Source organism: Actinocrinis sp. (assembly GCF_035938995.1).
Taxonomy (GTDB): Bacteria; Actinomycetota; Actinomycetes; order Streptomycetales; family Catenulisporaceae; genus DASZGI01.
In genome coordinates this window covers 1-26,326 of sequence record NZ_DASZGI010000299.1, presented here as the reverse complement: position 1 = coordinate 26,326, position 26,326 = coordinate 1, and the positions used below count along the sequence as shown (strand labels likewise).

Genomic DNA, 26,326 nt, shown 5'->3' with positions numbered 1-26,326 from the left:
CACCTGCCGCGCCCGGGCGTCGTGATCGGCGATCAGGTCGCTACCGATGGCGTGCTGGCCTGGCGCCTGGGCTATACCTTCCTGCGATACACCCCGACGCTGCCCGCCGTCCCTCTCGGCCCAAGGCTCATGCGTCAGCTTGGACGCCCGCTCCAGCCCCTCCTCTTCCACAAGCAGTGAGCCCACCAATCCACAGCGCTTGACTACGCTCTGCCGTGCGGAGTGCGATCCGTGGCGAGGCGGTGGCGGGCGGAGAGCGCGTCAATTGGCTGGCACGAGGCGCGGGCTACGGCTCACGACGAGCGGGACAGCGCGTGCGCAGCTCGTCTGACATTCGTAATATCTGCGTGGCTATGACCTTTGATTCGAAGGCCGAGCAGCGGTTTGGCCCCGGAAGCAAGAGCCCGCGCCGCGACACTTCGTCGGGCGTTGCGGGAAACCCGACGCAGCGTGTAAGGCGCTTCTTAAGTCGGCGGCGACTAGGCTTTGAGGCGGAGGGTCATCATTACCCGCGATGACATGCGGCTTCGTGCCCGTCTTCCTCTCCTCCGTAGCTCAATCAAAGGACGATCGCCGTGAAGGTCGGTATCCCCCGCGAGGTCAAGAACCACGAGTACCGGGTCGCGATCACCCCGGCCGGCGTCCACGAGCTGACGCGCGCGGGCCACCGGGTGTTCGTCGAGGCCGGGGCGGGCGAGGGTTCCTCGCTGCCGGACGCCGAGTTCGCCGCGGCCGGGGCTGTCATCCTGCCCACCGCCGACGACGTCTGGGCCGAGGGCGACCTGCTGCTGAAGGTCAAGGAGCCGATCGCGTCCGAGTACCACCGCATCCGCGCGGACCAGACGCTCTTCACGTATCTGCACCTCGCCGCGTCGCGCGAATGCACCGAGGCGCTGCTTCGCGCGGGCGTGACCGCGATCGCCTACGAGACCGTGCAGCTCTCGAACGGCTCGCTGCCCCTGCTGGCGCCGATGTCCGAGGTCGCCGGGCGCATCGCTCCCCAGGTCGGCGCGTACAACCTGATGCGCTTCTCCGGCGGCCGGGGCGTGCTTCCCGGCGGCGTGCCCGGGGTGGCCCCGGCGAAGGCTGTGGTGATCGGCGCGGGCGTGTCTGGCTGGCACGCCGCCACGATCGCGTCCGGTATGGGCTTCGACGTGACCCTGCTGGACCGGGACATCGCCAAGCTGCGCGAGGCGGACAAGGTCTTCGGGACGCGGGTCAAGACCCTGGCGTCCAACGCGTTCGAGCTCGAGCGCGCGGTCCTGGCCGCCGACCTGGTGATCGGCGCTGTGCTGATCCCGGGCGCCAAGGCCCCGAAGCTGGTGACCAACGAGATGGTGTCCCGGATGAAGCCGGGCTCGGTGCTCGTGGACATCGCGATCGACCAGGGTGGCTGCTTCGAGGACTCACGGCCGACGACGCATGCAGATCCGACGTTCATGGTCCACGGATCGGTCTTCTACTGCGTCGCGAACATGCCGGGCGCGGTGGCCAACACCTCCACCTACGCCCTGACGAACGTGACGCTGCCTTACGCGCTGGAGCTGGCGAACAAGGGCTGGAAGGAAGCCTTGCGCTCGGACCACGCCCTCGCGCTCGGTCTGAACACGCTCGCGGGCGACGTGACGTACGCGCCGGTCGCTGAGGCGCACGGGCTGCCGTCGATCAAGCTCGATGAGGTTCTGGCCTGAGGGCTATGAGCGCTGAGCCCATGGCGTAAGGCGCAAGCGCACACGCAAGGCAGACAACGAAGCGGCGGTCCGTGCCCCTCTCCCCTGAGGGCACGGACCGCCGCTGTCGTTCTTCACTACGGCTGCTGAGGCGGCTGCGGCGGCTGCTGGTACTCCGGCGGAGCCTGCTGCTGCGACGGCTGGGTACGAGCCTTGATCGACTGGCCGAGCGCGGCGAGCGAGCCGCCCTCCGCGGTGAAGCCGAGGTAAGCGAACACCGTCGCGACTATGCAGAGGATCAGTCCGACGTAGGTGCCGTAGTCCGCGCCCGCGCTGCCGACCAAGTCGGACGCGCTCGGGTACGTCAGCCACCGGATGAGGACGATGATCGTGGCGAGCAGTGTCGCCGAACCGAGCGCCGCGTAACCGCCGCGGATCGCCACCCGCTGCCCAAAGGCGGGCAGCGCCACCACAACGCCGACAGCGAGCAAGAGCAACATCGGGAACCAGGCCCAGAAGCCGATATTCCACGCGTTGTCGCTGGCGCTGTAGCCACCCGCGCTGACCGAGCCGAGGCTAAAACCCTTGATGGTAACGGAGTACCAGCTCAGGAAGCTATCGATGAACGCGAGCAGGCCCACTATCGCCAGCACGCGTTCGGTACGCCCGAGCTTCGTCAGATCCACAAGACCCCTCCCTCACCCGCGCGCCGGCCTACCCGGCACGCCGTCCGCAGGCGGTCTTCCCACCACCGATGCGCGGACTGCCAAAGGTGTATCACCGGCAATGGTGCGCGGGAAGACCTCCGTGTCGAGAGTGCCCCATCGGGAAGGTGCGATGCCCGGTCGGGTAGAGCGCCGAACGGCATGTCTACGTGCGGGAATTTCGGAATTCCGGGACGCGTCGGGAGCGGTCGATATCAGTTGTCGGATTTGCGGGGGATGATCTACGTCGGCCGGATCGCCGTCCGTCAGCAAGCCTCGCGGGACCTGCGAGGAGGACGCGACGTAGTGTGGCCCAACTGTGATGGTGATTTGTCGACCATATTTTCAGGGTTTCCCCGCGCGTTGCGCCACAGGAGCGACGCCGCCTTGCTGTAATTGGACAGCGACGCCTAGAGTCGCAGTGCCATCATGGCGTCAGAGCGATGAATACATAGGTCGACAATTGAGGCCGCGCGGTGGAGACTGTACTGGCGCCGGGCCACGCAGGGGGGCCTCAGCCCCGCGCAGCACTTTGGGAGGATGACCGGCAGGTGAGCGAACCCACATACGCCGAGCCGCAGATGGCGCCGCTCACCGGGAGGAGCGGTCGAGGAGGAGCAGTTGTGACCAGCGGTCCGTGGACGGGCGACGTCGAGATCGACGACCCGTACGGCATCGACGACGAGCTGCGCTTCGAGGACGGATTCGATCCAGACGCTGAAATAGAGCCCGACCCCGAGTACGCGGCCACCCTCGCCCCCGACCCGGCCACCCAGCGGCGCGAGCGGGTCGGGCCGACCGGCCGGCCGATGCCGCGTTTCCCGGCCCCCCGGCCCGCGATGGACCACGGCCCCGCCAAGATCATCGCGATGTGCAACCAGAAGGGCGGCGTCGGCAAGACCACCTCGACCATCAACCTCGGCGCGGCGCTGGCCGAGTACGGCCGCAAGGTCCTGCTGGTCGACTTCGACCCGCAGGGCGCGCTGTCGGTGGGCCTCGGGGTCAACCCGATGGAGCTGGACCGCACCGTCTACAACCTGCTCATGGAGCGGGGGGTGGGCATCGACGACGTCCTGCTCAAGACGGTCACCCCGGGCATGGACCTGCTGCCGAGCAACATCGACCTGTCGGCGGCCGAGGTCCAGCTGGTGACCGAGGTGGCCCGGGAGTCCTCGCTGGCGCGGGCCGTCAAGCCGGCCTTGGCGGACTACGACTACGTCATCATCGACTGCCAGCCCTCGCTGGGCCTGCTCACCGTCAACGCCCTGACGGCGGCGCACAGCGTCATCGTCCCGCTCGAGTGCGAGTTCTTCGCGCTGCGCGGCGTGGCGCTGCTGACCGAGACGATCGAGAAGGTGCGCGAGCGGCTGAACCCGGAGCTGGAGCTCGACGGCATCCTGGCCACCATGTACGACGCGCGCACGGTGCACAGCCGTGAGGTCCTGGCCCGGGTCGTGCAGGCCTTCGGCGACCAGGTCTTCCACACCGTGATCGGGCGCACCGTCCGATTCCCGGAGACCACCGTGGCGGGCGAGCCGATCACCTCCTACGCGTCCAGCTCGGTGGGGGCGGCCGCGTACCGCCAGCTCGCCAGGGAGGTGCTGGCGAGGTGCCCCGCAGAGTGAGGATGCCCGGGGCGGACGAGCTGTTCCGCCCCACCGGCCCGGCCGGGATGAACGGTCCGGCCCTGTCGGCGGTGGGCAACACGGTTCTGGCCCGGCACGGCGACCGGCTGCGCGCGGTGCCCGACCCGGTCGAGGAAGAGCCCGGCGACGCCCGGGCGGAAGCCGCCCCCGACGTCGAACCGAAGCGCGCGGCCGCCCGGGTACGGACCTCCACTCGCGCCGCACGCTCGGGCGCGCGCGGGGCCACCGGCCGCGAGCGCCACGACGAGAAGATCACCGTCTACGTCTCGCCGGAGGAACTGCTCGGTCTGGAGCAGGCCCGGATCATGCTGCGCGCCGAGCACGGCCTCGCGGTGGACCGCGGCCGGATCGTGCGCGAGGCGATAGATCTGGTCCTGGCCGACCTGGAGGCGAAGGGCGAGCTGTCGCTCCTGGTCCAGGCGCTGCGCGAGCACTGAGGCCGACATCCCGTCAGCGCCTGCGCGCAGGCCGCGCGCCGGGCCGGAAGGGACCATCCGGCGTAATACAGTGGCCCTGTGGAGGAGCACAGCGACGCAGTCCCGCAGGCCGCGGAGGCCCCGGCCCAGCAGGGGCCGCAGCAGCCGGGCGAGGAGCTGTCGCCGCTGACCGCGCGGGGCGGGAGCCGCCACGCGGCCTTCCAGGTCCACCTCGACGAGTTCGAGGGGCCGTTCGACCTGCTGCTCGGCCTGATCGCCAAGCACAAGCTCGACGTCACCACCCTGGCTCTGTCAAAGGTCACCGACGACTTCATCGCGTTCATCCACGCCAAGGGCTCGGACTGGGACCTGGACCAGGCCAGCGAGTTCCTGCTGGTCGCCGCCACGCTGCTGGACCTCAAGGCGGCCCGCCTCCTGCCGGCCGCGCAGGTCGAGGACGAGGAGGACCTGGCCCTGCTGGAGGCCCGCGACCTGCTGTTCGCGCGGCTGTTGCAGTACCGGGCCTACAAGCAGGTGGCCGTGGAGCTGGCGCAGCGTTACGCGAACGGCGCGCTTCGCCACCCGCGCTCGGTGCAGCTGGAGCCTGCATTCAAGGAACTGCTGCCCGAGGTGCTGATCAGTCTGACGCTGGATCAGTTCGCCGAGTTCGCGGTCCGGGCCATGACGCCGCGCCTCCCGCCGACCGTCTCGATCGAGCACATCCACCAGACCCAGGTGTCGATCCGTGAGCAGGCCAACGTCATCGCGGAGCGGCTGCGGGTCATGCGCACCGCGACCTTCCGCGCGCTGATCGCCGACGCGCCGGACACGATCCACGTCGTCGCCCGCTTCCTCGCGCTGCTCGAACTGTTCCGAGCGAAGGCGGTCGGCTTCGACCAGCTTGACCCGTTCGGGGAGCTGACGGTGCGGTGGACGGGCAGCGACGATGGCGAGTTCGACGCCGTCGAAGAGTTCGAGGGCTCGCCGCCGGAGAGCCCGGAGCAGGAGAGCTCGGGACAGGAGGGCTCGGAGCGGGAGAAGGCGGCGGCACCGCTGGCGATCGTGCCGGCCCAGCGCACCCAGAAGGGGACCGAAGACGATGAGTGAGCCCGATTCGCATTCGACTGCGGGCGCGGCGTTCTGGGCAGCGCGGGGCGTGCGGATAGAGCCCGAACCGATCGGGGACGAGTCCGAGGCGGCGGAGAGCGATCTTGGGGAGGAGTCGGGGGGCGGGGAGACCGAGGCGGAGAGCGCGCCAACGGCCGCAGTCCCCGTACAGGCTCACGCCCGCGACGTCGAACCCGACGAGGTCACTGCCGAAGCGACGCGCGAGGTCGCGGACGACGCCGAGTCGGACGCGGTGACGGATGCCGAAGACGACGTGGAGCCGGAGGCGGCGCCGTTGGACGCGGAAGCGTCAGACCTCGCGCCGTTCATCCCGGCCCAGGCGACCCTTGAGGACGTCGAGCCGCAGGCCGGCGACCCGGTCGACGGCCTCGCCGCGCTCGGCGCCGCCATGGCCGAGGCGCGCCGGGCCCGCGAGACCGACGCCGAGCCCGCCTGGCAGCTGACCGCGGGTGAGCTCGCCGCCCCGCTGCCGCCGCTCAAGGCCTGTCTCGAGGCGGTCCTCATGGTCGTCGACGAACCCGTCTCGGCGGTCGTGCTCGCCCAGGTGGTCGAGCGGCCCAAGAGCGAGGTCGAGGAGGCGCTGCTTGCGCTGGCTTCGGAATACGCCGCTCAGGGGCGCGGTTTCGAGCTGCGCGAGGTCGGCACCGGCGACGGCGACGAGACCGGGTGGCGGATGTACTCCCGTGCCGAGTGCGCTCCGGTGGTCGAACGCTTTGTGCGCGACGGCCAGCAGGCCAGGCTCACCCAGGCCGCTTTGGAGACTCTGGCGGTCGTGGCCTATCGTCAGCCGGTCAGCCGTTCGAAAGTCTCGGCCATCCGCGGCGTCAACTGTGACGGCGTGATGCGGACCCTGCTTGCCCGCGGTCTCCTCGAGGAGTGCGGCACCGAGCACGAGACCGGGGCGCTGCTTTACCGGACCACCGGCTACTTCCTGGAGCGGATGGGCCTTAAGAGCCTTGACGAGCTTCCGGATCTCGCCCCGTTGCTGCCGAGCGCCGCGGACCTCGAGGAGGAGACCTGAGCGCCGGGCCGCGAGAAGGCGCACGACACGACGTAATGGAAAGAAGTGTGGGAGCGATGGAACGGCGACGGATCCCCTTGAGCGATCCCGACGAGGAGGGTGTGCGCCTGCAGAAGGTGCTGGCCGCCGCCGGGGTGGGCTCGCGGCGCGCCTGCGAGGAGATGATCGAGCAGGGGCGGGTCACCGTGGACGGGCAGCGGGTGCGCGTCCAGGGCATGCGCGTGGACCCGGAGAAGGCCGTCATCCACGTGGACGGCATGCGGATCGCCTCGACCCCCGGCGCCGCGCACCTGGCGCTGAACAAGCCCGTCGGGGTGCTGTCGACGATGAACGACCCGGAGGGCCGGCCGAACCTCGGCGACATCGTCGAGGGGCGGGGGCAGCGGCTGTTCCACGTCGGCCGGCTCGACGCCGAGACCGAAGGGCTGATCCTGCTCACGAATGACGGGGAGCTGGCGCACCGGCTCACCCATCCGTCGTACGGGGTGCAGAAGACGTACCTGGCGCAGGTCGAGGGGATCATCCCGCGCGACCTGGGCAGGCGGCTGCGCGAGGGCATCCTGCTGGAGGACGGCCTGGCCCGCGCGGACAGCTTCAAGATGGTGGACGCGGTCGGCCGCCACGCCTTGGTCGAGGTGGTCCTCCACGAGGGCCGCAAGCACATCGTGCGGCGGATGCTGCAAGAGGCCGGATTCCCGGTCAAGCGGCTGGTGCGCACCCGGTTCGGGCCCATCGCGCTGGGCGACCAGCGGCCGGGGAAGGTGCGCAACCTGAACCGCGAGGAGATCGGAGCGCTGTACAAGGCCGTGGGCATGTGACCGGACGACGGCCGGGCGGTAGATCACACCGCAGTATGATCACATTGCGATAGATCACACGGTGGTACACAAAAGTCACCTTGAGCGACACTAAACTTGCACTATTCGTTATCTTGAACAGTTCAGGTTTTGTGGATAGCGTGCCGTCATGACCGCGTCCGAGACTCCAACCCCGGCCCGGGAGTTGCGCGGTGCCGGGCTGCGGGTGACGGCCGCCCGCGTCGCGGTGCTCGAGACTGTGCGCCAGGGCGACCACCTCGGCGCCGAGGCGATTGCCCTGCGGGTGCGCGAGCGCGTGGGCCACATCTCGCTGCAGGCCGTTTACGAGGCACTGAACGCCTTAAGCGCCGCGGGACTGGTACGCCGCATCGAACCGGCCGGCAGCCCGGCCCGGTTCGAGGGGCGCATCGGGGACAACCACCACCACCTCGCGTGCCGATCGTGCGGGTCAGTCGTCGACGTGGACTGCGCGGTCGGCGAGACGCCCTGTCTGACCGCGTCCGACGACCATGGCTACTCGATCGACGAGGCCGAGGTCATCTTCTGGGGCCTGTGCCCCGACTGCTCCACCGCCCGCAGTTCTTGAGCAGTGTGATTCCGCCAAATCACGGAAGGATTCCTATGTCTGAGACCCATCAACAAGGCGTCGTAGCCCCGGCGACGGAGAGCGCAGGCGGCTGTCCGGTGTTGGGGCGGGCGCTCCACCCGACACAGGGCGGCGGGAATGCCCAGTGGTGGCCTGAACGGCTCAACCTGAAGATCCTGGCCAAGAACCCGGCCGTGGCCAACCCGCTGGGCGAGGAGTTCGACTACGCCGCGGCGTTCGACACCCTCGACCTGGCGGCGGTCAAGCAGGACATCGCGCAGGTGCTGACCACCTCGCAGGACTGGTGGCCGGCCGACTTCGGCAACTACGGCCCGCTCATGATCCGGATGGCGTGGCACAGCGCCGGCACCTACCGGATCAGCGACGGCCGCGGCGGCGCGGGGGCCGGCCAGCAGCGCTTCGCCCCGCTCAACAGCTGGCCGGACAACGGCAACCTGGACAAGGCCCGGCGCCTGCTGTGGCCGGTCAAAAAGAAGTACGGGCAGAAGATCTCCTGGGCCGACCTGATGGTCCTGGCCGGGAACGTCGCGCTGGAGTCCATGGGCTTCGAGACCTTCGGCTTCGGCGGCGGCCGCGAGGACGTCTGGGAGTCTGAAGAGGACGTCTACTGGGGCCCCGAGCACACCTGGCTCGGCGACGAGCGCTACACCGGCGTGCGTGACCTCGAGGAGCCGCTCGGCGCGGTCCAGATGGGCCTGATCTACGTCAACCCGCAGGGACCGAACGGCAACCCGGACCCCCTGAAGGCGGCCGTCGACATCCGCGAGACCTTCCACCGGATGGCGATGAACGACGAGGAGACCGTCGCGCTGATCGCGGGCGGCCACACCTTCGGCAAGACCCACGGCGCGGGCCTGGAGTCCAACGTCGGCCCTGAGCCCGAGGGCGCCCCGATCGAGCAGCAGGGCCTGGGCTGGAAGAACGCCTTCGGCACCGGCAAGGGCGGCGACGCGATCACCAGCGGCCTCGAGGGCATCTGGACCAACACCCCGACGACCTGGGACAACAGCTTCTTCGAGATCCTGTTCGGCTACGAGTGGGAGGTGTTCAAGAGCCCGGCGGGCGCGTGGCAGTGGCGGCCGAAGGACGGCGCCGGGGCGGGCACCGTCCCCGACGCGCACGACCCGTCGAAGCGCGTCGCCCCGACGATGCTGACCACCGACCTCTCTCTGCGGTTCGACCCGATCTACGAACCGATCTCGCGGCGGTTCAAGGACAACCCCGACCAGTTGGCGGACGCCTTCGCCCGCGCCTGGTTCAAGCTGACGCACCGTGACATGGGCCCGATCGCGCGCTACCTCGGCCCGGAGGTCCCGGCTGAGGTGCTGCTGTGGCAGGACCCGCTGCCCGCGGTGACGCACGCACTCGTCGACGCGGCGGACGTCGCCTCGCTCAAGGCGCAGGTCCTCGCCTCGGGTCTGACGGTGTCTCAGCTGGTGTCCACGGCGTGGGCGTCGGCCTCGTCCTTCCGGGGCAGCGACAAGCGCGGCGGCGCGAACGGCGCGCGCATCAGCCTCGAGCCGCAGAGCGGCTGGGAGGTCAACGACCCGGACCAGCTGGCTTCGGTGCTGCGCACGCTCGAGGGCATCCGGGAGTCCTTCAACGCCGCACACAGTGCTGATTCAAACAATGACGGCAAGCGGATCTCCCTGGCCGACCTGATCGTGCTCGCCGGTGGTGCGGCCGTCGAGCAGGCGGCCAAGGAAGCCGGTGTCTCGGTCGAGGTTCCCTTCACGCCGGGCCGTGCGGACGCGACGCAGGAGCAGACGGACACCGAGTCGTTCGCCGCGCTCGAGCCGGCCGCCGACGGCTTCCGCAACTACCTCGGCAAGGGCAACCGGCTCCCCGCCGAGTACCTGCTGCTCGACCGGGCGAACCTGTTGACCGTGAGCGCTCCGGAGATGACCGTCCTGGTCGGCGGCCTGCGCGTGCTGGGCGCGGACCACGGGCAGTCCCGCCTCGGCGTGTTCACCGCGACGGCCGGCGTGCTCACCAACGACTTCTTCGTCAACCTGCTCGACATGAGCACCACGTGGAGGCCGACCTCCGGGGACGCGAACACCTTCGAGGGCAGCGACGCCACGGGCGCGGTCAAGTGGACCGGCAGCCGGGTGGACCTCGTCTTCGGAGCGAACTCCGAGCTGCGGGCGATCGCCGAGGTCTACGCGAGCGACGACGCGAAGGAGAAGTTCGTGCGCGACTTCGTCGCGGCCTGGGACAAGGTCATGAACCTGGACCGGTTCGACCTCCGCTGATCTGCGCGGTCTGATCGGCACAGTCTCAAACAGCACAGTGTGAAACGGCGTCGTCCGGGTCGGCCCTCGTGGCTGGCCCGGACGACGCCGTCTGCTTTATCGCCCGTTGACGCGCGTTAGGCGCACGGCGAGCACGCCACCGAGCAGCGCGATGCAGCCGGACACCATGAGCATGACGGCGATCGCGTGCGCGGACGGGTGTACGCCCGGCTGAGCCAGCAGGTTCAGGAACAGAGTGCCGAACGTCGCGATGCCGGTGACCTGGGCCAGCTGCGTCGCAGTCGAGATCACACCGCTGGCGTCGGCTGCGTCGCCGACCGGGATGCGGGCGAGCATCGTGCCGAGCAGCGGACTGTAGGCGACGCCGAGCCCAGTGGCGTTGAGCGCCTGCAGGATCCAGCGCGTCACACCACCGGTGGTGCCCGTGTGCAGGTCTGCGGCCAGTCCGAACGAGGTCGCCGCGACGAGCACGAACCCGCCGACGATCAGCCACGGGTACAAGCGCGGCGGCAGCTTGCGCCACCAGAGCGACACCAGGAAGATCCCCACCGCGCCGGGCGCGCCCGCCAGGCCCGCGTCGAGCGCGGAGAAGCCGAGGGCGCCCTGCAGGTGCAGCGTCACCGCGAAGAAGCCGCCGGTCAGCACGGCCATGACGACGAACAGCAGCGTGACCGACAGGGAGAAGCGCGGCAGCCGCAGGATGCGCCCGGGGATGACCGGCATGCCCCCGCGCCGGGCGACTCTGGTTTCCACAGCGGCGAACGCGGCGACGCCCACGGCGCTCGCCGCGAGCAGCACCCAGCCCCACACCGGCCAGTGCTCGTCGTGGCCGAGGACCAGCGGGAGCACGAACGCCAGGACCGTCGGCGTCAGCACGGCCACGCCGACCGGGTCGAGGCCGCGCCCCGGCTCGCCCCGGTCCTTGGGCAGAACACGCCCGCTGATGAAGAAGGCGGCGATCCCGACCGGCACGTTGACCAGGAAGGCCGGGCGCCAGGTGGACCCGGCGAGGTTCGCGCTGATCAGCAGACCCCCGATGACCTGCCCTGCTGCCGCGCCGCCGGCCAGGACGGCGGTGTACATGCTGGTGGCCCGCAGCCGCGCGGGGCCGTCGAAGTTGCGCTGGATGATGGACAGCACCTGGGGCACCATCGCGGCGGCGCCGACGCCCTGGATCGCGCGAAACGCGATCAGGCCGCCCGTGTTCGGCGCGAGTCCGCAGGCCAGCGAGGCGAGGGTGAACAGGGCGAGCCCGGCGCGGAAGACCCGGCCGTGGCCCCACAGGTCGCCCAGGCGCGCGCCGGTGACGATGAGCATCGCGTACGCGATGGTGTAGCCGGAGACGGCGAGCTGGAGCCCGGCGCCGGACGCGTGCAGCTCGGTGTGGATGGTGGGCAGGGCGACGTTGACGACGGCCACGTCGAGCACCGCCATGAACATCGCGATCAGGACGGTCCACAGCAGTGGGTTGTCGGCGGGCCGGATCTCCGGCCCCGTCGCCGCCGAACGCGTTACCCCGCTAGTCGTTGACGATGAGATTGTCGCTGATGACATGTCACCAGCGTGGCGGGCTCGGCATCCTGTTACTAAGAGCCTGCTTATCCTGGTATCAGCAGCACCTGGATGAACGGTCCGGTGCTGGTCAAAATGGGGGCGTGACCATGACGGCAGAGCCTGTGGCGAATTCGACGATACGGCCACCGCGCGAGGAACGGTGGGGGCCGGTCAACGAACGGCGCCCTGACACCAACGCCGACGGCCGCGAGAGCGACGGAGTCTACACCTCACGGCTCTACGACCTCTACGCCGATGGCGACGGCGCCTCACCGCCGCACGGGACGGGCACCAGGCCCGCGCCGGCGAAGGTCCGCCGCGCCGAACTGGCCACGTTCCTGCGTTCCCGCCGGGAGCGGTTGACCCCGCAGGACGTCGGCATGCCCGGCGGCCCGCGCCGACGCACGCCCGGACTGCGGCGCGAGGAGGTCGCGCAACTCGCCGGAGTCGGAGTGACCTGGTACACGTGGCTCGAACAGGGCAGGCCGATCAACGCCAGCACCCAGGTGCTCGACGCGATCGCCCGGACCCTGCGACTCGACCGCGACGAACACGACCACCTCTACCGGCTGGCCGACGTACCCTCCATCGCCGTGCCCGACGCGCGCACGGTGGGCCTCGAACCCGAGGTGCTCGAGATCATCGGCGATATGACCTCGCTCGCCGCGGTGCTCAACGAGCGCTTCGACGTGCTCGCCTGGAACCGGCCCTACGAGCTGGTGTTTCCCAGCCTTACGACGAAGCGCTACCGGTACCGCAACACCCTGTGGGCGACGTTCGCCATGCCGGGCTGCTGTCATCCGTTCGTCAACCGGGGCGAGGAGATGCCATACATGGTGGCGACGCTGCGCGCGGCCTACGGGCGGCACGTGGGCGAGCCGTGCTGGGAGTTGTTCATCAAGGACCTGATCGAGCAGAGCCCGGAGTTCGCCCGGATGTGGCGGGACCACGAGGTGCGCGGCCACAGCACCCGCACGAAGATCTTCCGGCACCCGGCCCTCGGCGAGCTGCGCTTCAAGGCGACGAGCCTGGGGGTCCTGGCCACACCCGGGGTGGGCATCGCCGTCTACAGACCCGCCGACCAGCAGACCAAAGACGGCATGGCGCAACTCGAGGCCGGGGTGCAGGCGCCCATCGGCACGCTTCCGTGCGGGCACTCGATCGCGCCGGTGCCGGTGTGAGCCCCGTCGTCGAGCGCTACCAGGCGTCGCGCGGCGAGGCGTAGAGCTCGATCAGGCCGGCGGCGCACTGGTCCAGGTCGGGCCAGGTCTCGGCGCGGGCACGGCCCGCGGCGGCGAGGCGCGACCGCGCGTCGGGGTCCTGGGCGAGGTTGCTGACCGCTTCCGCGACGGCGTCGGCGTCGCCGGGTGGCACGAGCAGCGCGGCGTCGCCGACGAGCCCGGGGATTCCGCCGACCGAGGTGGCCACGACGGGTACGCCCGCGCGCATCGCTTCCTGGACGACCAGTGCTCGGGCCTCCCAGGCGGAGCTCAGCACGAGCAGATCAGCCGCGGACAGGAGGTCCGCGATGTCGCCGCGGTGTCCGAGCAGGGCTGCGTTGAGGCCGTGGGCGTCGATATCGGCTTGCAGCTGGTCGCGCAGGGGTCCGTCGCCGGCGATCGCGACGTGGATCCCGGTGCCTCTCCATGCCCGCGCGGCGGTGAGCAGGGTGGGGTAGTCCTTCTGCGGCGCCAGGCGTCCGACGGCGAGGACGAGGATTTCGCCATCGTCGTCTTTGAGGCCGAGTTCCACGCGGACGTCATGGCGTGTGCGCGTCGGCGACGGTTGTGGCGGCGCGGGTACCGGACCCAGCCGGGCTTCACGTGCGCCGAGCGCCTTAGCCCGCGCGACCAGATCCTCCGACGCGCCGAGTATGACATCCGCCCGCCGCACTGCCAGGTACTCCAGCCCGGTGAGCAGCCGTGCTTTGAGGCCGCCGGCCAGCATCGCGTTGTGCAGCGTGACAACTGACGGCGTCTTGGTACGGAGCAGTGCGAGGCCGGTGAGGGCGCCGGCCCGCACGCCGTGCGCGTGCACGACATCTGTGTCCGTGAGGGCCCGCCGCAGTGCCGCGACCGCCCGCACATCGTTCACCAGGCTCGGCGCCGCCGAGATCTGCACCGGCCGAAACTGCGCTCCGTGCCGCGTGAAGTGGAAGAGTTCCTCGGTCTGGGGCGGGCCCGCGACGACGACATCGTGCCCGCGCTGGGCGAACTCCCGCGCGAGATCAAGTACGTGCACGCCCACGCCGCCGGTACTTGTGCCCAGGACGAGCGCGATGCGCAGCGGTTTCACCGCTTCCCGCCCGCGCGCACGCTCCGCGGCCGTCGCGAGCCCACCAGGCGCCGCAGCGCCGGCACGTTCCCGAGCCCGCGCAGGCCGTCCGTCGCGCGAGCCAGCAGCGGCCGCAGATCGCCGTCGTCGAGCGCGAGCACCAGCGCCCCGAACACCAGCAGGGCGATCACGCCGCACAGCGCCGCCGTCCCGAGCGCAGCTGCCGATCCGGTCGGCCCGATCCAACTGGCGACCAGCCAGCCCGCCGCACCTGCCGCGGCCGCGGCTATGACGCCGACCGCCGCCGCGCGCGCGAGTCCGGTGAACGCGCCGGGCCCGGCCCGCCGCCGCGCCGCCACGAGCAGCAGCACCCCCGCGAGCGTCATCCCGACTGCGTTCCCCAGCCCCAGTGCCGCCACCGCCTGCGTCGGGGGCAGCGCCCAGATCAGCACGACGTCGGCGGCCAGCACCGTCAGCCAGCCGATCACGGTCGCCGTCGCGGCGTCGCGCCCGTGGCCGCCGGCGTACAGGACGCGGCCCAGGTGCGCGATCGCCGCGTAGCCGGGCAGCCCCAGCGCGAAGGCCAGCAGCCCGTACGCCATCATCGAAGGCCGCGGGCCGGTCGGAGCGGAGATGAACAGGTACGCCATCGGCCACGCCGTCGCCGCCAGCAGCGCCGAGCCCACACACGCGGCGATCAGCACCGCCCGGCTGGTCGCGGAGACCCCCGCGCGGAAGCCCGCCAGGTCGCCGTCGTCCGACCGCGCCGACAGCTCCGTGAACGAGGTCGTCGCGATCGGCACGGCCAGCACCGCGTACGGCAGGACGTACACGGCCCAGCTGAACGTGTACACCGTCAAGGCGCCGTCGGCGGCGTGCGAGTGGCTGGTGAGCACGACGACGCCCAGCACGACCAGGTTCTGCGCGGCGAGCGTCGCTATACCCGCCGCAGCCAGTCCCCGCGCACGCTTGGCGATACCCGCAGGCAGCCGGAAGCGGGGTCGCAGCCGCATCCCGCTACGCCGCAGCGCGGGCAGCAGGCTCAGCGCCAGCGTCGCCACACCGGCGGTCGTGCCGAGGCCGAGAAAGAGTTCGGACGCCGTACCGTCCGTGGTGAGGGCGCCCCCGGCGGCGGTCGGATCGACCTCGCCGAAGACCAGGTACGTCGAAACCACGATGACGCTCGAGAGCAACGGGGCCAGCGCTGGAGCGAGGAACCGCCGGTCGGCTTGGAGCGTGGCGGAAAGTACGACCGCGACCCCGTAGAGCGGGATCTGCGGCAGGAACATGACCAGGAACCGGGCGACCGTCGCGCCGTACGGGCCGACCGGGGCGTGGCCGCCGGCCAGCAGGTCGCCGAGCCGTCCCGAAGCCACGATGCCGATCACGCTGAGCGGCAGCAGCACCGCCACGGCCCAGGTCAGCAGCGCCGAGACGATGGCCTCCGCGTCGCGGCGCTCGCCCCGCGCCAGCGGCCCGGCCAACAGCGGCACCGCCACGCTGGCCAGCGCGCCGCCCGCGACGATGTCGAAGACGGTGTTGGGGACCTGGTTGGCCGTGTTGTAGGCGTCGGCCAGGGCCTGCGTGCCCACGGTGTGCGAGAACGCCAGCGTCCGCAGGAAGCCGACCATCCGCGACAGCACCGTGACCGCCGCGATCAGCACCGCCCCCCCGGCGACCGTCCGTACCGCCGACCGCCCGCGCGGCTCGACGTCGACGGGCGCTACTGGCTGCAGCAGCGGGTCGTCGACGGAGGGCAGCGGGGCTCGGCGGTCAGGCACGTCGGCCGAGTCCGTCCAGTGCGCGCAGCGGGGGGCAGCCGGCGATCACCTTCGTGAAGGAGACCTTCTCGCTGGCCAGCGTGACGGCGGTGAGCACGGCGGCGCGCCCGGCGAGCGCGGCGCGCGAGGACGCCGACGCGGCGGCCGCGGTACCCAGCACGGCGCCGAGCGCGTTCGCCCCGGCGTCGCCGAGCATGGCGCGCTCGTCCAGGTCCTCGGGCAGCAGCGCGAGGGCCGCGCCGAGCCCGGCCCAGCGCACCGCGCCGACTCCCGCGGTTTCACTCGAACGGAGCAGTGCGGGGGCCGCGGCGAACGCGGCGCCCTTGATCGCCCGGCCGGGCCGTAGGTCCAGCAGGTTGACGGCGTTCGCGGCGGCGGCCACGGTCACCCCGGCCAGCAGCTTGTCCACGAGCGTGTCCTGCGGACCACGCCGCACCAGGGCCCCGGCCAGCAGGCCGACGCCGCCGATGCCGAGGATCTTCACCCCGCCGGTGGTCAGCTCGCCCTTGGCCAGCGCCTTGAGGTGGCCGCGCATCCCGCGCCGGTCCGCGTTGCCGCGCAGGTCGTCGTATACGCCGAAGGCGCCCGCCCCGACCGCCGCGCCCACGGCGGCAGCGCGCAGCGGCGCGGGAACCCCGGGCACCACGGCCAGCGCCGCGGCGGCCCCTGCCGCGTATGCTGGACCCTCGAGCAGGGTGACCGGCTCGCCGCGGTGGTTGACTCGGTTCCACATCTTCGGATCTCGGGCCGGGCCGTCGGTCGCGACCGCACGCCGCGCCGCGCTGAAAGCGGCCCGGGCCGCTACGGCGCCGAGCGCCGCCGCAGCCAGCCGTCCGGTCGCGCGGCGCGCGCCGCCGTCGGCGGATCCGAAGACGCTGGCCGCGAATCCCATGAGCCGTTCCTTCTCTCTGCGTGCTGCGTACCGATCGGTGGTGCGGTGGACCAGGCTATGGCGGCGCCCCGACGCCGCGTCAACTCGCCGACGGCGTCGGCAGGGTGGGCAGTTTGGGCAACAGGCCGTCGGTCGTGCCGACGGTACCGTAATGTCCGGCCGCGGCCGACGCGTTCGCCGCCTCCTGGTAGAGCACGAACACCACGGCGACCTGTCCGGTGGTCTGGTCCACGTCGTCCACGGTGGACACGGACTTGGCCGCCGGGCTCTTGAGCACCGCGGTGATCAGGCCTCCGGTGCCCGCCGCGCCCGCGGTGCCGGCGATCACCGCGCCGGTCCCGTCGGCGTGCAGGGCCTCGGCCAGCGCGATGTACGCCGCGTTCGCCGGGGCGCCGCTCGCCTCGGTCGGCGCGGCGATGAACGCGGCGTTGGGCCGGGTGACCACCGCTGAGCTGGGCATCGTGTTGACGGTGATGACGCCGTTCTGCGCGAAGGCCTGGAGGGTCCTGACGGCCCAGTCCGGCGTCATGGTGCTGGGGGCGTTACTCGTGATGCCGGACGACGTGGGCGGCGTGGACAGCGACTGCTGCGCGGTCAACGCCTCGGCGAGCAGGTTCATCGCCGCCGTCGTCCCGGTCCCGGTGACCGGTTGGCCGAGCGGCGTGTAAGCGGAGACGAGCTGCGCGAGCTGGTCGGTGCTGCTGCCGTCGGCGAAGGTCTTGTTGACCGTGATGTCCGAGGCGATGGTCGCGGAGGCCTGTTTGATCAGCGAGAGCGTCGACTTGTCGAGACCGTCGTCGGAGCCGTCGATCCGCACCACGATCACCGAGTACGGTTCGAGGGCGCCGCTGACCAGGTTGTCCTTCGTGGTGTCGATGTAGTTCTGCAGCTGGCCGTTGGAGCCGGTCAGCGAGCGGTTGTTCTGTTTGAGGGTATTGATCTGGTTGGTCTGGCCGTTGATGGTGCCGTGCAGGTTGTTGACCGCGTCCTGGTTCACGATCGTCGCGCCGAGCACGAGGCCGACGGTCAGCGCCAGGAAGACCGCGATGATGGAGACCACGTGGTACCGGAAGTCGATCAACGGAAGAGCCCCTGCACCCAGAAGACGAAGGCGTCCCAGTAACCGCGCAGCACTTCCCAGTACGCGTGGGCGAGCGGGGAGAAGAACGCGGTCGCCACGATCGTGACCATCGCCGCGGCGACGAGCATCAGCAGCGATCCGGAGGAGATCTGGCTGCGGTAGAGCCGGGAGACGCCCTTCGCGTCGACCAGCTTGCCGCCGACGCGCAGCCGGGTCAGCAGGGTCGAGGCCATCCCGCCGCGGCCCTTGTCGAGGAACTCCACCAGGGTCAGGTGGGTGCCGACCGCCACGATGAGCTTGGCGCCCTTGTCATCGGCGAGCAGCATCGCGACGTCCTCGCTGGTGCCGGTCGCCGGGAAGACCACGCACTCCCGGCCGAGCGAGCGCAGCCGCTCGAGGCCCGGGGCCCGGCCGTCCCGGTAGGCGTGCACGACGATCTCCGCGCCGCAGGCCAGCGCCTCGTCGGAGACCGAGTCCATGTCGCCGACGATCATATGGGGCCGGTAGCCGGCCTCGAGGATGGCGTCCGCGCCGCCGTCCACGCCGATCAGGACCGGGCGGTACTCCCGGATGTACGGGCGCAGGGCCTTGAGATCCTCGCGGTAGTGGTAGCCGCGCACCACGATCAGCACGTGCTTGTCGTCGAAGTCGGTGCGCACGTGCGGCACGCCGACCCCGTCGAGCAGCAGGTCCCGCTCCTTGCGCAGGTACTCCATGGTGTTCTCGACGAACGCCTCGAGCTGCTCGGCCAGCCCCGCGCGCGCGTCGTCCATGGCGGCGACCACGTCCGGGGTCTCCAGGAGCTTGCCGGCCGCCAGCGGGGTCTCGCCGCGGAACAGCACGTTGCCCTCGACCCGCAGCAGCTCGCCCTCGCGGGCCAGCTCCATCACGTCCGGGCCGACCTCGTCGAGCAGCGGGATCCCGGCCGACACGATGATCTCCGGGCCGAGGTTCGGGTAGCGGCCGCTGATCGAGGCCGAGGCGTTGATGACAGCAGCCGGACGGCACGCGACCAGCGCCTCGGCGGCCACCCGGTCGATGTCCTGGTGGTCGATGACGGCTATGTCGCCGGGCCGCAGCCGCTTGGTGAGGTTCTTGGTGCGCCGGTCCACGCGCACGACTCCCCCGCCGCCGGGGGCAGGCCGGAACCGGACCCGGTCGTTCACCCGCTCTGCGGGGCGGGTCTGGGCGCCGGGATTCGCCAGCAACGCGCGTGCGGAGATCCTCATCGGGACAATCCTGCCAGCTGCCGGGGACCGTTCACGCCCCGCGGCGCACGTTCTTAATCCGCCTTCAGGCCGCTGTGACGGTGTTGTTACGTAGGCCCTTACGGCGTGCTTACTCGCCGATGTACAACGATTCAGCCGCGTTCGGCGTGGGCGGCGGCCAGGAGCTCGTCGGCGTGTGCCTGGCCGAGCTCCGAATCCTCCAGGCCGGAGAGCATACGCGCAAGTTCGCGCCGCCGCTGGGCCTCGTCGAGCACGACCACACCGGAGGACGTCACCGAGCCGTCGTTCTCCTTACGCACCAGCAGCTGCCGGTCGGCGAACGCGGCGACCTGAGGCAGGTGGGTGACGACAATCACTTGAGCCGTGCGGGCGAGTCGAGCCAGACGCCGGCCGACCTCGACCGCCGCCTTGCCGCCCACCCCGGCGTCGACCTCGTCGAACACGAAGGTAGGCACCGGGTCGGCGCCCGCGAACACGACCTCGACGGCGAGCATCACCCGGGACAGCTCGCCGCCGGAAGCGCCCTTTCCGATGGGCAGGAGCGGCGCGCCGGGGTGCGGGGCGAGCCGGAGTTCTACGTCGTCCACGCCGTTGGGGCCGAAGGCGACCAGTCGCTCGGCGCCGGTGTCCGGGTCGGGCACCGGCAGCGCGCTCGCGTCGCCGCCAGTCGCGACCGGCGCCGCGTCGGCCGCGATGACCCGCTGGGCGACGTTCACGGCGATGCGGGCGTGCGGCATGGCCAGTTCGGTCAGTTCGGTGGTGACCGCGGCGGCGAACTTCTCGGCCGCGGCCGCGCGGGCGCCGGACACCTCGCCGGCGTAGCCCGCCAACTGCGCGCGCAACTCGTCGCGGCGGGCGGTGAGGCTTTCGATCCGGTCGTCGTCGCCGTCGAGCTCGGCTAGGCGCAGCACACCGCGTTCGGCCCAGGCCAGCACGTCCTCGACGGTGGGGCCGTAGCGGCGGCACAGGTTCTCCAGGTCGCTGATCCGCTCGTGGACGACCTCGAGGCGCACCGGGTCCGCCTCGATCCCGGCGAGGTAGCCAGCCAGGTCGGTCGCGGTCTCGGTGAGCAGCCAGTACAGCTCCTCGAGGCGCGTCGCGATGGGGCCGAGCGCGGCGTCGTCCCCCTTGGCCTGGTCCACGGCCCGCCGCGCGGCGTTGACCAAAGACGCGGCGTCGCGGGCGGGGCCGGTGTCGTCCGAGGCGACCAGGGCCTCGTGAGCAGTGGACGCGGCGGAGCGCAGCGATTCCGCGTTGCCGAGCCGCTGGGCTTCCGCGATCAGCTCCTCGAGCTCCCCGGCGACCGGCTCGACCTTTTCGATCTCGGACAGGCCGTAGCGCAGCGCGTCGGCTTCCTGTAGCCGCTCGCGAGCCTGCGTCGTGAGCTCCTCGAGCTGCGCGGCCACGGAGCGGTACTCCTGGTACGCGGCACGATAGGCGGCCAGCGGTCGGGAAACGGCCTCTCCGGCGTAGCGGTCCAGGGCGGCGCGCTGGCGGGCGGGCTGGAGCAGCCGTTGCTGAGCCGACTGGCCGTGCATGGCGATCAGCTCTTCGCCGAGGTCCGCGATGACGGACACGGGTACGGCCTGGCCGCCCAAATGCGCCCGCGACCGCACCGCGGCGCCGGATCCGGCCTGGGCCTGAGCCTGGGATTGCCCGTCGCGGCCCTGCCCGCTCTGCCCGATCACCCGCCCCAGCAACAGCTCAACCCGCTCGCGCCCGGCTTCGTCCGTACCGGCCGGGTCCACCGCGGCCCCAGCCTCTTCCGCACGCCGGGCCACAGAACTGTCCGCGGCGAGGAGCAGCCGGCCCTCGACGGTGGCGCGGTCGGCGCCGGGACGGATCCGGGTCGTCTCCGCACGCCCGCCGAAAAGCAGGTCGAGCCCACTGACGACCATGGTCTTGCCCGCGCCGGTCTCGCCGGTGACCGCGGTGAAGCCAGGCGAAAGGTCGAGAACCGCGTCCTCGATGACTCCGAGGCCGCGGATGCGCATCTGCTCCAGCACACTGGTGAGATTAGCCGAACAGCCCGACGCGGGACCCGTCCCTTAGTCGTCTGCGGACTATCTGTGCACCTCGACAGGATTTGGCCCGCCAGCCAAGCCGCTTCAAACACCACGGCCTTCCCCTCAGCTCGCCGTTTCCTCTCCACAGGCCTTTTACTTGTGCCTCGCCGCCAGCCAAGCCGCCTCAAGCCACGTCAGCCATCTGTCGCCTCGTCAGCCGCCGCACCAACGGACACCGCACCAATCGACACCGTCCCCCCCTTTAGCTCGCCGTCTCCCCCTAACTCGCCGTTCTTTCCCCCTGGGCCTGTTACTTGTGCCTCGCCCGCCACCCGTTCACCGGCAGCGCGAACTTCGCCACCAGCCGGTCGGTGAACGGTGCGTCCCGTAGCCGCGCCAGCCGCACGGGCCGCTTGCCTCGCCTGACCTCGACCCGCGCTCCGGCGGGCAGCTCGAAGGTCCGCCGGCCGTCGCACCACAGCACCCCGGTGCCCTCCGCGCCGATGTGCCCGTCCTCGAGCTCGATCGCCATCAGCGACGTCGGCGCGGTCACCAACGGCCGGGCGAACAGCGCGTGCGCCGAGATCGGCACCAGGAGCAGCGCCTCGACCTCCGGCCAGACCACCGGGCCACCCCCGGAGAACGCGTACGCAGTCGATCCCGTAGGCGTCGCGCAGACCACGCCGTCGCAGCCCCAGCGCGACAGCGGCCGGCCGTCGATCTCGATCAGCACCTCGATCATCCGCTCGCGGGACCGCTTCTCGATGCTGGCGTCGTTCAGCGCCCATTCGCGAAAGAGCACCTCGCCGTCCAGCAGCACGGTGACGTCCAGCGTCATCCGCTCCTCGACCGAGTAGCGCTGATCCACGATCCGCGCGACGACCTCGTGCAGGTCCTCCAACTCCGCTTCGGCGAGGAAGCCGACCCGCCCGAGGTTGACCCCGAGCAGCGGGATATCGGCGGCGCGGGCCAGTTCCGCACCGCGCAGCAGCGTGCCGTCGCCGCCGAGGACGACGACCAGTTCGCAGCCATCGACGGCGTGCCGGTCGTCTTGCACGATCCAGGCCGCGGGCTCGGGGTCCACGTTGTCCACCTCGCCCGCCAGCAGCCGCACCCCGATGCCCTCGGTGGACAGCCAGTGGGCGACCTTGTGCGAGGCGTCCCTCGCCTCCTCCCGCCCCGTGTGGGTGACCAGCAGGACGTTGCGTTTCGCGTCCCCGGAGTCCGCCGGACCTGTGGCGGGCTCCAGGGCGGCGTCGGACTCGGAATGGGCGGTGCCGGTCACGTCTGTTCCTCCCGGTGCGGCGCGGGCGCGGCGGGTCCCTCCGCCACGGCGCGCGCCAGGTCTGTGTCGTCTAAGGGGGGCGCTCCACGCCGGAGCCACAGGAAGTACTCGACGTTGCCGCTCGGTCCCGGCAACGGGCTGGCGGTCACCCCGAGCACGCCGAGGCCTTGCGCGGACGCCGCAGCGGCGACGGTGCGCACCGCCTCCGCGTGCAGAGCCGGGTCGCGCACCACGCCACCGGAGCCCAGGCGCTCGCGGCCGACCTCGAACTGCGGCTTCACCATGAGGACGAAGTCCGCACCGGGGACGGCGCAGCGCGCGAGGGCGGGCAGCACCAGCGTCAGCGAGATGAACGAAAGATCGCCGACGACCAGTTCCACGGGCTCTCCGGCGATCTGGTTCAGCGTCAGATCCCGCACGTTCGTCCGGTCGACGACCACCACCCGCGGGTCGGTGCGCAGTCGCCAGGCCAGCTGCCCGTATCCGACGTCCACCGCCACCACCTCCCGCGCGCCGGCTCGGAGCAGCACGTCGGTGAAGCCTCCGGTCGACGCCCCTGCGTCCAGGCAGCGGCGCCTGGCGACTTCCAGGCCCCGCGGCCCGAACGCGGCCAGCGCCCCGGCCAGCTTGTGCGCGCCGCGCGAGACGTAGTCGTCCACCGCGCCGTCCCCGGCGACGACGATCGCCGCCGACGTCTCCACCTGGGTCGCCGGCTTTCCCGCGACCTGCCCGCCGACCGAGACCCGACCGGCCGCGATCAGCTCGACCGCCTGCTCGCGGGAGCGCGCCAGGCCGCGCCGGACCAGCTCCGCGTCCAGGCGCCGCCTCGCCTGGCCAGCCATGGTCAGCCCCTCTCTCCAGCCACGCCTACGCCTGGACGCCCTGCTGGTCGATTTCGGCGAGCGCGTCCTGGATGCGGCGATGCACGTCGTCGTAGAGCTCCGGGTGCGCGCCGGTCGGACGGTCGGTCAACTCGCGCAGCCGGTCCAGCGCGGCATCCACGCCGGGGTGCCCGGTCGGCTCCGGATCAGGCACAGGCATCTCCACGACGGCCAGCGGCAGCTCTGCTGTGTCCGGCTCCTCCGGCTCCATCGGCTCCGCGACACTCTCGGGGTCCATGTGACGATCCTCTCTCCTGCGGTCTCGCGCTCCGAAGGTACCGCGCGCCGCAAGCGGCTGGAGGTAAGGTGCCAGCCGTGGCGACCAAGGAAGAATGCGCGGCGGCTCTCGACCGCCTCGCGGCCAAGCTCGGCGGCATGGGCGAGGCCGACCGCTCGAAGCACCTGCTCGAGCGGACGGTCAGCTGCGAGATCCCCGACCTCCGCGTGACCTTCTACGGCACACTCAGGGACGCGCGGCTGATCGACGTGACCTCGTACGACAACGGCGCTGAGGCGCCGCGGGCGCAGGTACGCCTCACGATCCCCAGCGACGACCTGCCCAAACTGGTCGACGGCCAGCTGAACTTCATCTCCGCCTGGGTGTCCGGCCGGATCAAGGTCAACGGCTCCTTCGGCGACCTGCTGCGACTGCGGAAGGTCTTCTAACGCCAGTCGATCAAACGTTCCGGCTCGAGCAACCCTCGCAGGTCCGGGGCGACATACGTCGGCTGGTGCAGGTCCGGCGCCTCCCGCAGCTGGTCGAGCGTGGTCACGCCGGTCAGCACGAGCAGCGAGTCGACCCCGGCCCGGTTGGCGCCCTCGATGTCGGTGTCTAGGCGGTCGCCGACGACCAGTGGTTGCCGGGCACCAGTGCGGATCATGGTCTCGCGATGCAACGCGGGCTCAGGCTTCCCGGCGACGGTCGGCCAAGTTCCCGTCGCGGCGGCCACCGCACCAACCAGGGCGCCATTCCCCGGGGCGATTCCGCGCGCAGTGGGCATGGTGCTGTCGGTATTGGCGGCGAACCACGGAACGCCGCGCTCGACGGCGTATGCCGCCTCGGCCAGGTCCATCCACGAGGTGTCAGGCCGGTAGCCCTGGACGACCGCCGCCGGATCGTCGTCGGCCGAGGACACCAGTTCCAGCCCATAGCCGAGCAGCGCTGCCCTCAGCCCGTCCCCGCCGATGGTGAGCACGCGCGCACCCTTAGGCACCTGCTCGGCGATAAGGCGGGCGACCGCCTGCGCTGCCGTGACCACCTCGTCGGGCTTTGCCGGCAAGCCCAGCTCGACGAGGTGCGCGGCGACGGCCTCGGGCGTGCGCGACGCGTTGTTTGTCACGTACGTCAGGCGCATGCCCGCAGCCGACGCCTTGAGCAGGGATTCCACGGCGTGGGGCACCGCGTCGGAACCCCGGTACACGACCCCGTCGAGGTCGAGCATCGCAGTGTCGTAGAGAACCGCGAGCGGCTTTTCGGCCGCTCGCGGCTCCGCTTCCGTACCTTCGGTGGCACTCCCGATGTTCGTCACAACGAGTGATTCTTTCATGCGCCGGTTAAGGCGCTCACCTGCGCCTAAGGAGTACTCTGGCGCCGCGTTGCCGCACTCGCGGCGCGGGCCCGCACGGTGGCTCGGGCGCCGCGCAGCGCCTGCGTGTAGTAGCGCACGTCAGGCCGCATAGCAGCGGCGAGCGCCAGGTGCTCGACGGCGATCTCGTACTCGCCCAGCCGGGCCGCGGCGAGCCCCCAGCCGAACTGGGCGTAGTCGTCGTCGGAGTTGGACTCGGCCAGGATCCGGAACGCGTCGGCGGCCTCGCGGTACAGCTCGGCGTCGAACTGGGCGCGGGCGAGCGCCTCCACCACCGAACGCGAGCGCACCTGGCTGGCAGCACGGCTCAGCAGCTGGGTCGCGGCGGCCGGGTTGCCGCTGTCGAGCATCTGGACGCCGCGCTGGTACCAGTCGTAGACCTCGCCGCTCAGCGCGGCGTCCTCCAGGGGCCTGCCGTCCAACGGGCCGGGCGCCAGCCACTCTCCGCCGTTGAACTGCCCGTCCGCTTCTTCGCTCTGCCACTGCGTACGCTCAGTCACTTCGCGCCTCCTGGAGTTGCCGTACGTTGTTACCGCTTTTCCTGTCTTTCCCAGGCCGTCCACATCTGCACGGCCGTCACGGTGTACCAGTGCTCGATGCCAGCCGTCGGTGCCAGCCCATAGCATTCACTTATGACTTCTGCCCCGGACGACGACGCCCAGCACTCTGCCGCGCCCGCCGTCGGGGGACGACTGGCGATGGCCCCGTTCCGGGGGCTTCGGTTCGCGCCGGCACGGGTCGGCGATCCGGCGGCAGTCATATCGCCACCGTACGACATGATCGACCCAATTCAGGCACACCGACTTGCCCGCAGCGGCGTACATAACATCGTTCGGCTTATCCTCCCGGAGCTTGACGAGCCCGACCCGCGCCTGCGCTACCGCCGCGCGGCCAGGACACTTAGGGAATGGCGCGAGGAAAAAGCCCTGGTCCTGGACGATGACCCGACGATCTACGTCTATGAGCAGCGGCAGCCGTCAGGGCTGCTCCAGCGCGGTCTCATCGGCGCCCTTGAGCTACCCGCCGACGATGCGGGACCGGTGCTGCCGCACGAGGAAGTAGTCGATGCGGTGGTGGCCGACCGGCAGGCGCTGATGCACGCGCTCGGCGCCAACCCCGAGCCGATCCTGCTCACCTACCAGGGCGGCGGTCCCGCCTCCGACCTGGTTGAACGCTATGCCGACCAGGACCACAACCCGGCCGCCCACCCGGTAGTCGAGGCCGTCATGGAGGACGGCACGCACCACCGGCTCTGGGCGATCACCGACCCGGCCGAACACGCCGAGATAGCCGAGGACCTCGCCCCGCGCCGCTCCCTCATCGCCGACGGCCATCACCGGTACTCGGCGTATCAGCGGCTGGCCGGGTTGCGCCGTCCGGGCACGGATCATGGCCTCGCGCTCCTGGTCGACTCCGAGCGCCACCCGCTGGCGGTCCGCGGGATCCACCGCTGGCTCCCGGACCTCCCGGCCGGGCCCGCGATGGAGGCGGC

The 26,326-nt window shown here is 71.1% G+C and carries 24 protein-coding genes and 1 pseudogene; 12 read left to right on the top strand and 13 right to left on the bottom strand.

Features of this window, described 5'->3' with window-relative positions:
• Window positions 1-180 (top strand): hypothetical protein (locus tag VGZ32_RS20770; protein WP_326887785.1); only part of this gene is annotated, 180 nt, incomplete at its 5' end.
• A 395-nt stretch (window positions 181-575) separates the two neighbouring features.
• Complete coding sequence (gene ald, locus VGZ32_RS20765; protein ID WP_326887784.1) at window positions 576-1,691, top strand: alanine dehydrogenase; 1,116 nt, start codon at window positions 576-578, stop codon at window positions 1,689-1,691.
• A gap of 116 nt (window positions 1,692-1,807) precedes the next feature.
• On the opposite strand, the gene VGZ32_RS20760 is transcribed toward ald, so the two are convergent.
• Window positions 1,808-2,356, bottom strand: coding sequence for a hypothetical protein (locus VGZ32_RS20760; protein WP_326887783.1), 549 nt, complete (start codon window positions 2,354-2,356; stop codon window positions 1,808-1,810).
• Window positions 2,357-2,925: 569 nt separating this feature from the next.
• Between VGZ32_RS20760 and VGZ32_RS20755 the strand changes: the two genes are divergently transcribed.
• From VGZ32_RS20755 to katG, 7 genes are all read left to right on the top strand, one after another.
• A complete protein-coding gene (locus VGZ32_RS20755) occupies window positions 2,926-3,999 on the top strand; it encodes a ParA family protein (protein WP_349263686.1) in 1,074 nt (357 codons plus the stop codon).
• The gene (locus VGZ32_RS20750) at window positions 3,996-4,457 is read left to right on the top strand and encodes a hypothetical protein (RefSeq protein WP_349263685.1); all 462 of its coding nucleotides are present in this window, start codon (window positions 3,996-3,998) and stop codon (window positions 4,455-4,457) included. The genes VGZ32_RS20755 and VGZ32_RS20750 overlap by 4 nt, the downstream gene beginning before the upstream one ends.
• Window positions 4,458-4,535: 78 nt before the next feature.
• Window positions 4,536-5,543 (top strand): segregation and condensation protein A, encoded by a 1,008-nt coding sequence (locus VGZ32_RS20745; RefSeq protein ID WP_326887782.1) that lies wholly within the window; start codon window positions 4,536-4,538, stop codon window positions 5,541-5,543.
• A gap of 409 nt (window positions 5,544-5,952) precedes the next feature.
• Window positions 5,953-6,585: an SMC-Scp complex subunit ScpB gene (scpB, locus tag VGZ32_RS28830; protein WP_349263689.1), complete on the top strand. Its 633-nt coding sequence runs from the start codon at window positions 5,953-5,955 to the stop codon at window positions 6,583-6,585.
• Between the two features lie 56 nt (window positions 6,586-6,641).
• Window positions 6,642-7,403, top strand: a complete 762-nt coding sequence (locus tag VGZ32_RS20735) for a pseudouridine synthase (protein ID WP_326887780.1) — start codon at window positions 6,642-6,644, stop codon at window positions 7,401-7,403.
• A gap of 148 nt (window positions 7,404-7,551) precedes the next feature.
• Window positions 7,552-7,989, top strand: coding sequence for a Fur family transcriptional regulator (locus tag VGZ32_RS20730; protein ID WP_326887779.1), 438 nt, complete (start codon window positions 7,552-7,554; stop codon window positions 7,987-7,989).
• Window positions 7,990-8,024: 35 nt separating this feature from the next.
• Window positions 8,025-10,265 (top strand): catalase/peroxidase HPI, encoded by a 2,241-nt coding sequence (katG, locus tag VGZ32_RS20725; RefSeq protein WP_326887778.1) that lies wholly within the window; start codon window positions 8,025-8,027, stop codon window positions 10,263-10,265.
• A 96-nt stretch (window positions 10,266-10,361) separates the two neighbouring features.
• On the opposite strand, the gene VGZ32_RS20720 is transcribed toward katG, so the two are convergent.
• The gene (locus tag VGZ32_RS20720) at window positions 10,362-11,819 is read right to left on the bottom strand and encodes an MFS transporter (RefSeq protein ID WP_326887777.1); all 1,458 of its coding nucleotides are present in this window, start codon (window positions 11,817-11,819) and stop codon (window positions 10,362-10,364) included.
• A gap of 107 nt (window positions 11,820-11,926) precedes the next feature.
• On the opposite strand from VGZ32_RS20720, the gene VGZ32_RS20715 reads away from it, so the two are divergent.
• Entirely contained in the window at window positions 11,927-13,000 is a 1,074-nt protein-coding gene (locus VGZ32_RS20715) for a helix-turn-helix transcriptional regulator (protein ID WP_326887786.1), read from the top strand.
• Window positions 13,001-13,016: 16 nt separating this feature from the next.
• Here the strand turns inward: VGZ32_RS20715 and VGZ32_RS20710 are convergent, their stop codons facing one another.
• From VGZ32_RS20710 to VGZ32_RS20670, 9 genes are all read right to left on the bottom strand, one after another.
• Window positions 13,017-14,114, bottom strand: a complete 1,098-nt coding sequence (locus VGZ32_RS20710) for a glycosyltransferase (protein WP_326887776.1) — start codon at window positions 14,112-14,114, stop codon at window positions 13,017-13,019.
• The gene (murJ, locus tag VGZ32_RS20705) at window positions 14,111-15,874 is read right to left on the bottom strand and encodes a murein biosynthesis integral membrane protein MurJ (protein WP_326887775.1); all 1,764 of its coding nucleotides are present in this window, start codon (window positions 15,872-15,874) and stop codon (window positions 14,111-14,113) included. Before murJ ends, VGZ32_RS20710 begins: the two co-directional genes overlap by 4 nt.
• Window positions 15,867-16,766 carry a hypothetical protein gene (locus VGZ32_RS20700; RefSeq protein ID WP_326887774.1) on the bottom strand — a complete coding sequence of 300 codons (900 nt, stop codon included), beginning with the start codon at window positions 16,764-16,766 and terminating at the stop codon, window positions 15,867-15,869. The genes murJ and VGZ32_RS20700 overlap by 8 nt, the downstream gene beginning before the upstream one ends.
• Before the next feature lie 79 nt (window positions 16,767-16,845).
• Window positions 16,846-17,847, bottom strand: coding sequence for a copper transporter (locus VGZ32_RS20695; RefSeq protein WP_326887773.1), 1,002 nt, complete (start codon window positions 17,845-17,847; stop codon window positions 16,846-16,848).
• Window positions 17,844-19,076 carry a putative cytokinetic ring protein SteA gene (gene steA, locus VGZ32_RS20690; RefSeq protein WP_326887772.1) on the bottom strand — a complete coding sequence of 411 codons (1,233 nt, stop codon included), beginning with the start codon at window positions 19,074-19,076 and terminating at the stop codon, window positions 17,844-17,846. The genes VGZ32_RS20695 and steA overlap by 4 nt, the downstream gene beginning before the upstream one ends.
• 131 nt (window positions 19,077-19,207) lie before the next feature.
• Window positions 19,208-21,070: a DNA repair protein RecN gene (gene recN, locus VGZ32_RS20685; RefSeq protein WP_349263688.1), complete on the bottom strand. Its 1,863-nt coding sequence runs from the start codon at window positions 21,068-21,070 to the stop codon at window positions 19,208-19,210.
• Between the two features lie 322 nt (window positions 21,071-21,392).
• A complete protein-coding gene (locus tag VGZ32_RS20680; RefSeq protein ID WP_349263687.1) occupies window positions 21,393-22,331 on the bottom strand; it encodes an NAD kinase in 939 nt (312 codons plus the stop codon).
• Window positions 22,332-22,363: 32 nt separating this feature from the next.
• Window positions 22,364-23,209 carry a TlyA family RNA methyltransferase gene (locus VGZ32_RS20675; RefSeq protein ID WP_326887769.1) on the bottom strand — a complete coding sequence of 282 codons (846 nt, stop codon included), beginning with the start codon at window positions 23,207-23,209 and terminating at the stop codon, window positions 22,364-22,366.
• 25 nt (window positions 23,210-23,234) lie between these two features.
• Complete coding sequence (locus tag VGZ32_RS20670; protein ID WP_326887768.1) at window positions 23,235-23,486, bottom strand: hypothetical protein; 252 nt, start codon at window positions 23,484-23,486, stop codon at window positions 23,235-23,237.
• A 77-nt stretch (window positions 23,487-23,563) separates the two neighbouring features.
• On the opposite strand from VGZ32_RS20670, the gene VGZ32_RS20665 reads away from it, so the two are divergent.
• Window positions 23,564-23,914 (top strand): SCP2 sterol-binding domain-containing protein, encoded by a 351-nt coding sequence (locus VGZ32_RS20665; protein WP_326887767.1) that lies wholly within the window; start codon window positions 23,564-23,566, stop codon window positions 23,912-23,914.
• A 17-nt stretch (window positions 23,915-23,931) separates the two neighbouring features.
• On the opposite strand, the pseudogene VGZ32_RS20660 reads toward VGZ32_RS20665, so the two are convergent.
• A pseudogene (locus VGZ32_RS20660) lies at window positions 23,932-24,795 on the bottom strand (HAD-IIA family hydrolase); the annotation flags it as partial.
• Between the two features lie 26 nt (window positions 24,796-24,821).
• Window positions 24,822-25,334, bottom strand: a complete 513-nt coding sequence (locus VGZ32_RS20655) for a hypothetical protein (RefSeq protein ID WP_326887765.1) — start codon at window positions 25,332-25,334, stop codon at window positions 24,822-24,824.
• A gap of 132 nt (window positions 25,335-25,466) precedes the next feature.
• Here VGZ32_RS20655 and VGZ32_RS20650 point away from each other — a divergent pair.
• The coding region (locus tag VGZ32_RS20650; protein WP_326887764.1) for a DUF1015 domain-containing protein at window positions 25,467-26,326 on the top strand (860 nt) is incomplete at its 3' end.

What these genes read in the sequence shown, in the direction of transcription:
- katG (WP_326887778.1), top strand. Translation starts at nt 8,025, where the DNA reads ATGTCTGAGACCCATCAACAAGGCGTCGTAGCCCCGGCGACGGAGAGC.
- scpB (WP_349263689.1), top strand. Translation starts at nt 5,953, where the DNA reads ATGGCCGAGGCGCGCCGGGCCCGCGAGACCGACGCCGAGCCCGCCTGG.
- VGZ32_RS20720 (WP_326887777.1), bottom strand. Translation starts at nt 11,819, where the DNA reads ATGTCATCAGCGACAATCTCATCGTCAACGACTAGCGGGGTAACGCGT.
- VGZ32_RS20735 (WP_326887780.1), top strand. Translation starts at nt 6,642, where the DNA reads ATGGAACGGCGACGGATCCCCTTGAGCGATCCCGACGAGGAGGGTGTG.
- VGZ32_RS20670 (WP_326887768.1), bottom strand. Translation starts at nt 23,486, where the DNA reads ATGGACCCCGAGAGTGTCGCGGAGCCGATGGAGCCGGAGGAGCCGGAC.
- VGZ32_RS20730 (WP_326887779.1), top strand. Translation starts at nt 7,552, where the DNA reads ATGACCGCGTCCGAGACTCCAACCCCGGCCCGGGAGTTGCGCGGTGCC.
- recN (WP_349263688.1), bottom strand. Translation starts at nt 21,070, where the DNA reads ATGCGCATCCGCGGCCTCGGAGTCATCGAGGACGCGGTTCTCGACCTT.
- VGZ32_RS20700 (WP_326887774.1), bottom strand. Translation starts at nt 16,766, where the DNA reads ATGGGATTCGCGGCCAGCGTCTTCGGATCCGCCGACGGCGGCGCGCGC.
- VGZ32_RS20675 (WP_326887769.1), bottom strand. Translation starts at nt 23,209, where the DNA reads ATGGCTGGCCAGGCGAGGCGGCGCCTGGACGCGGAGCTGGTCCGGCGC.
- VGZ32_RS20715 (WP_326887786.1), top strand. Translation starts at nt 11,927, where the DNA reads ATGACGGCAGAGCCTGTGGCGAATTCGACGATACGGCCACCGCGCGAG.
- steA (WP_326887772.1), bottom strand. Translation starts at nt 19,076, where the DNA reads ATGAGGATCTCCGCACGCGCGTTGCTGGCGAATCCCGGCGCCCAGACC.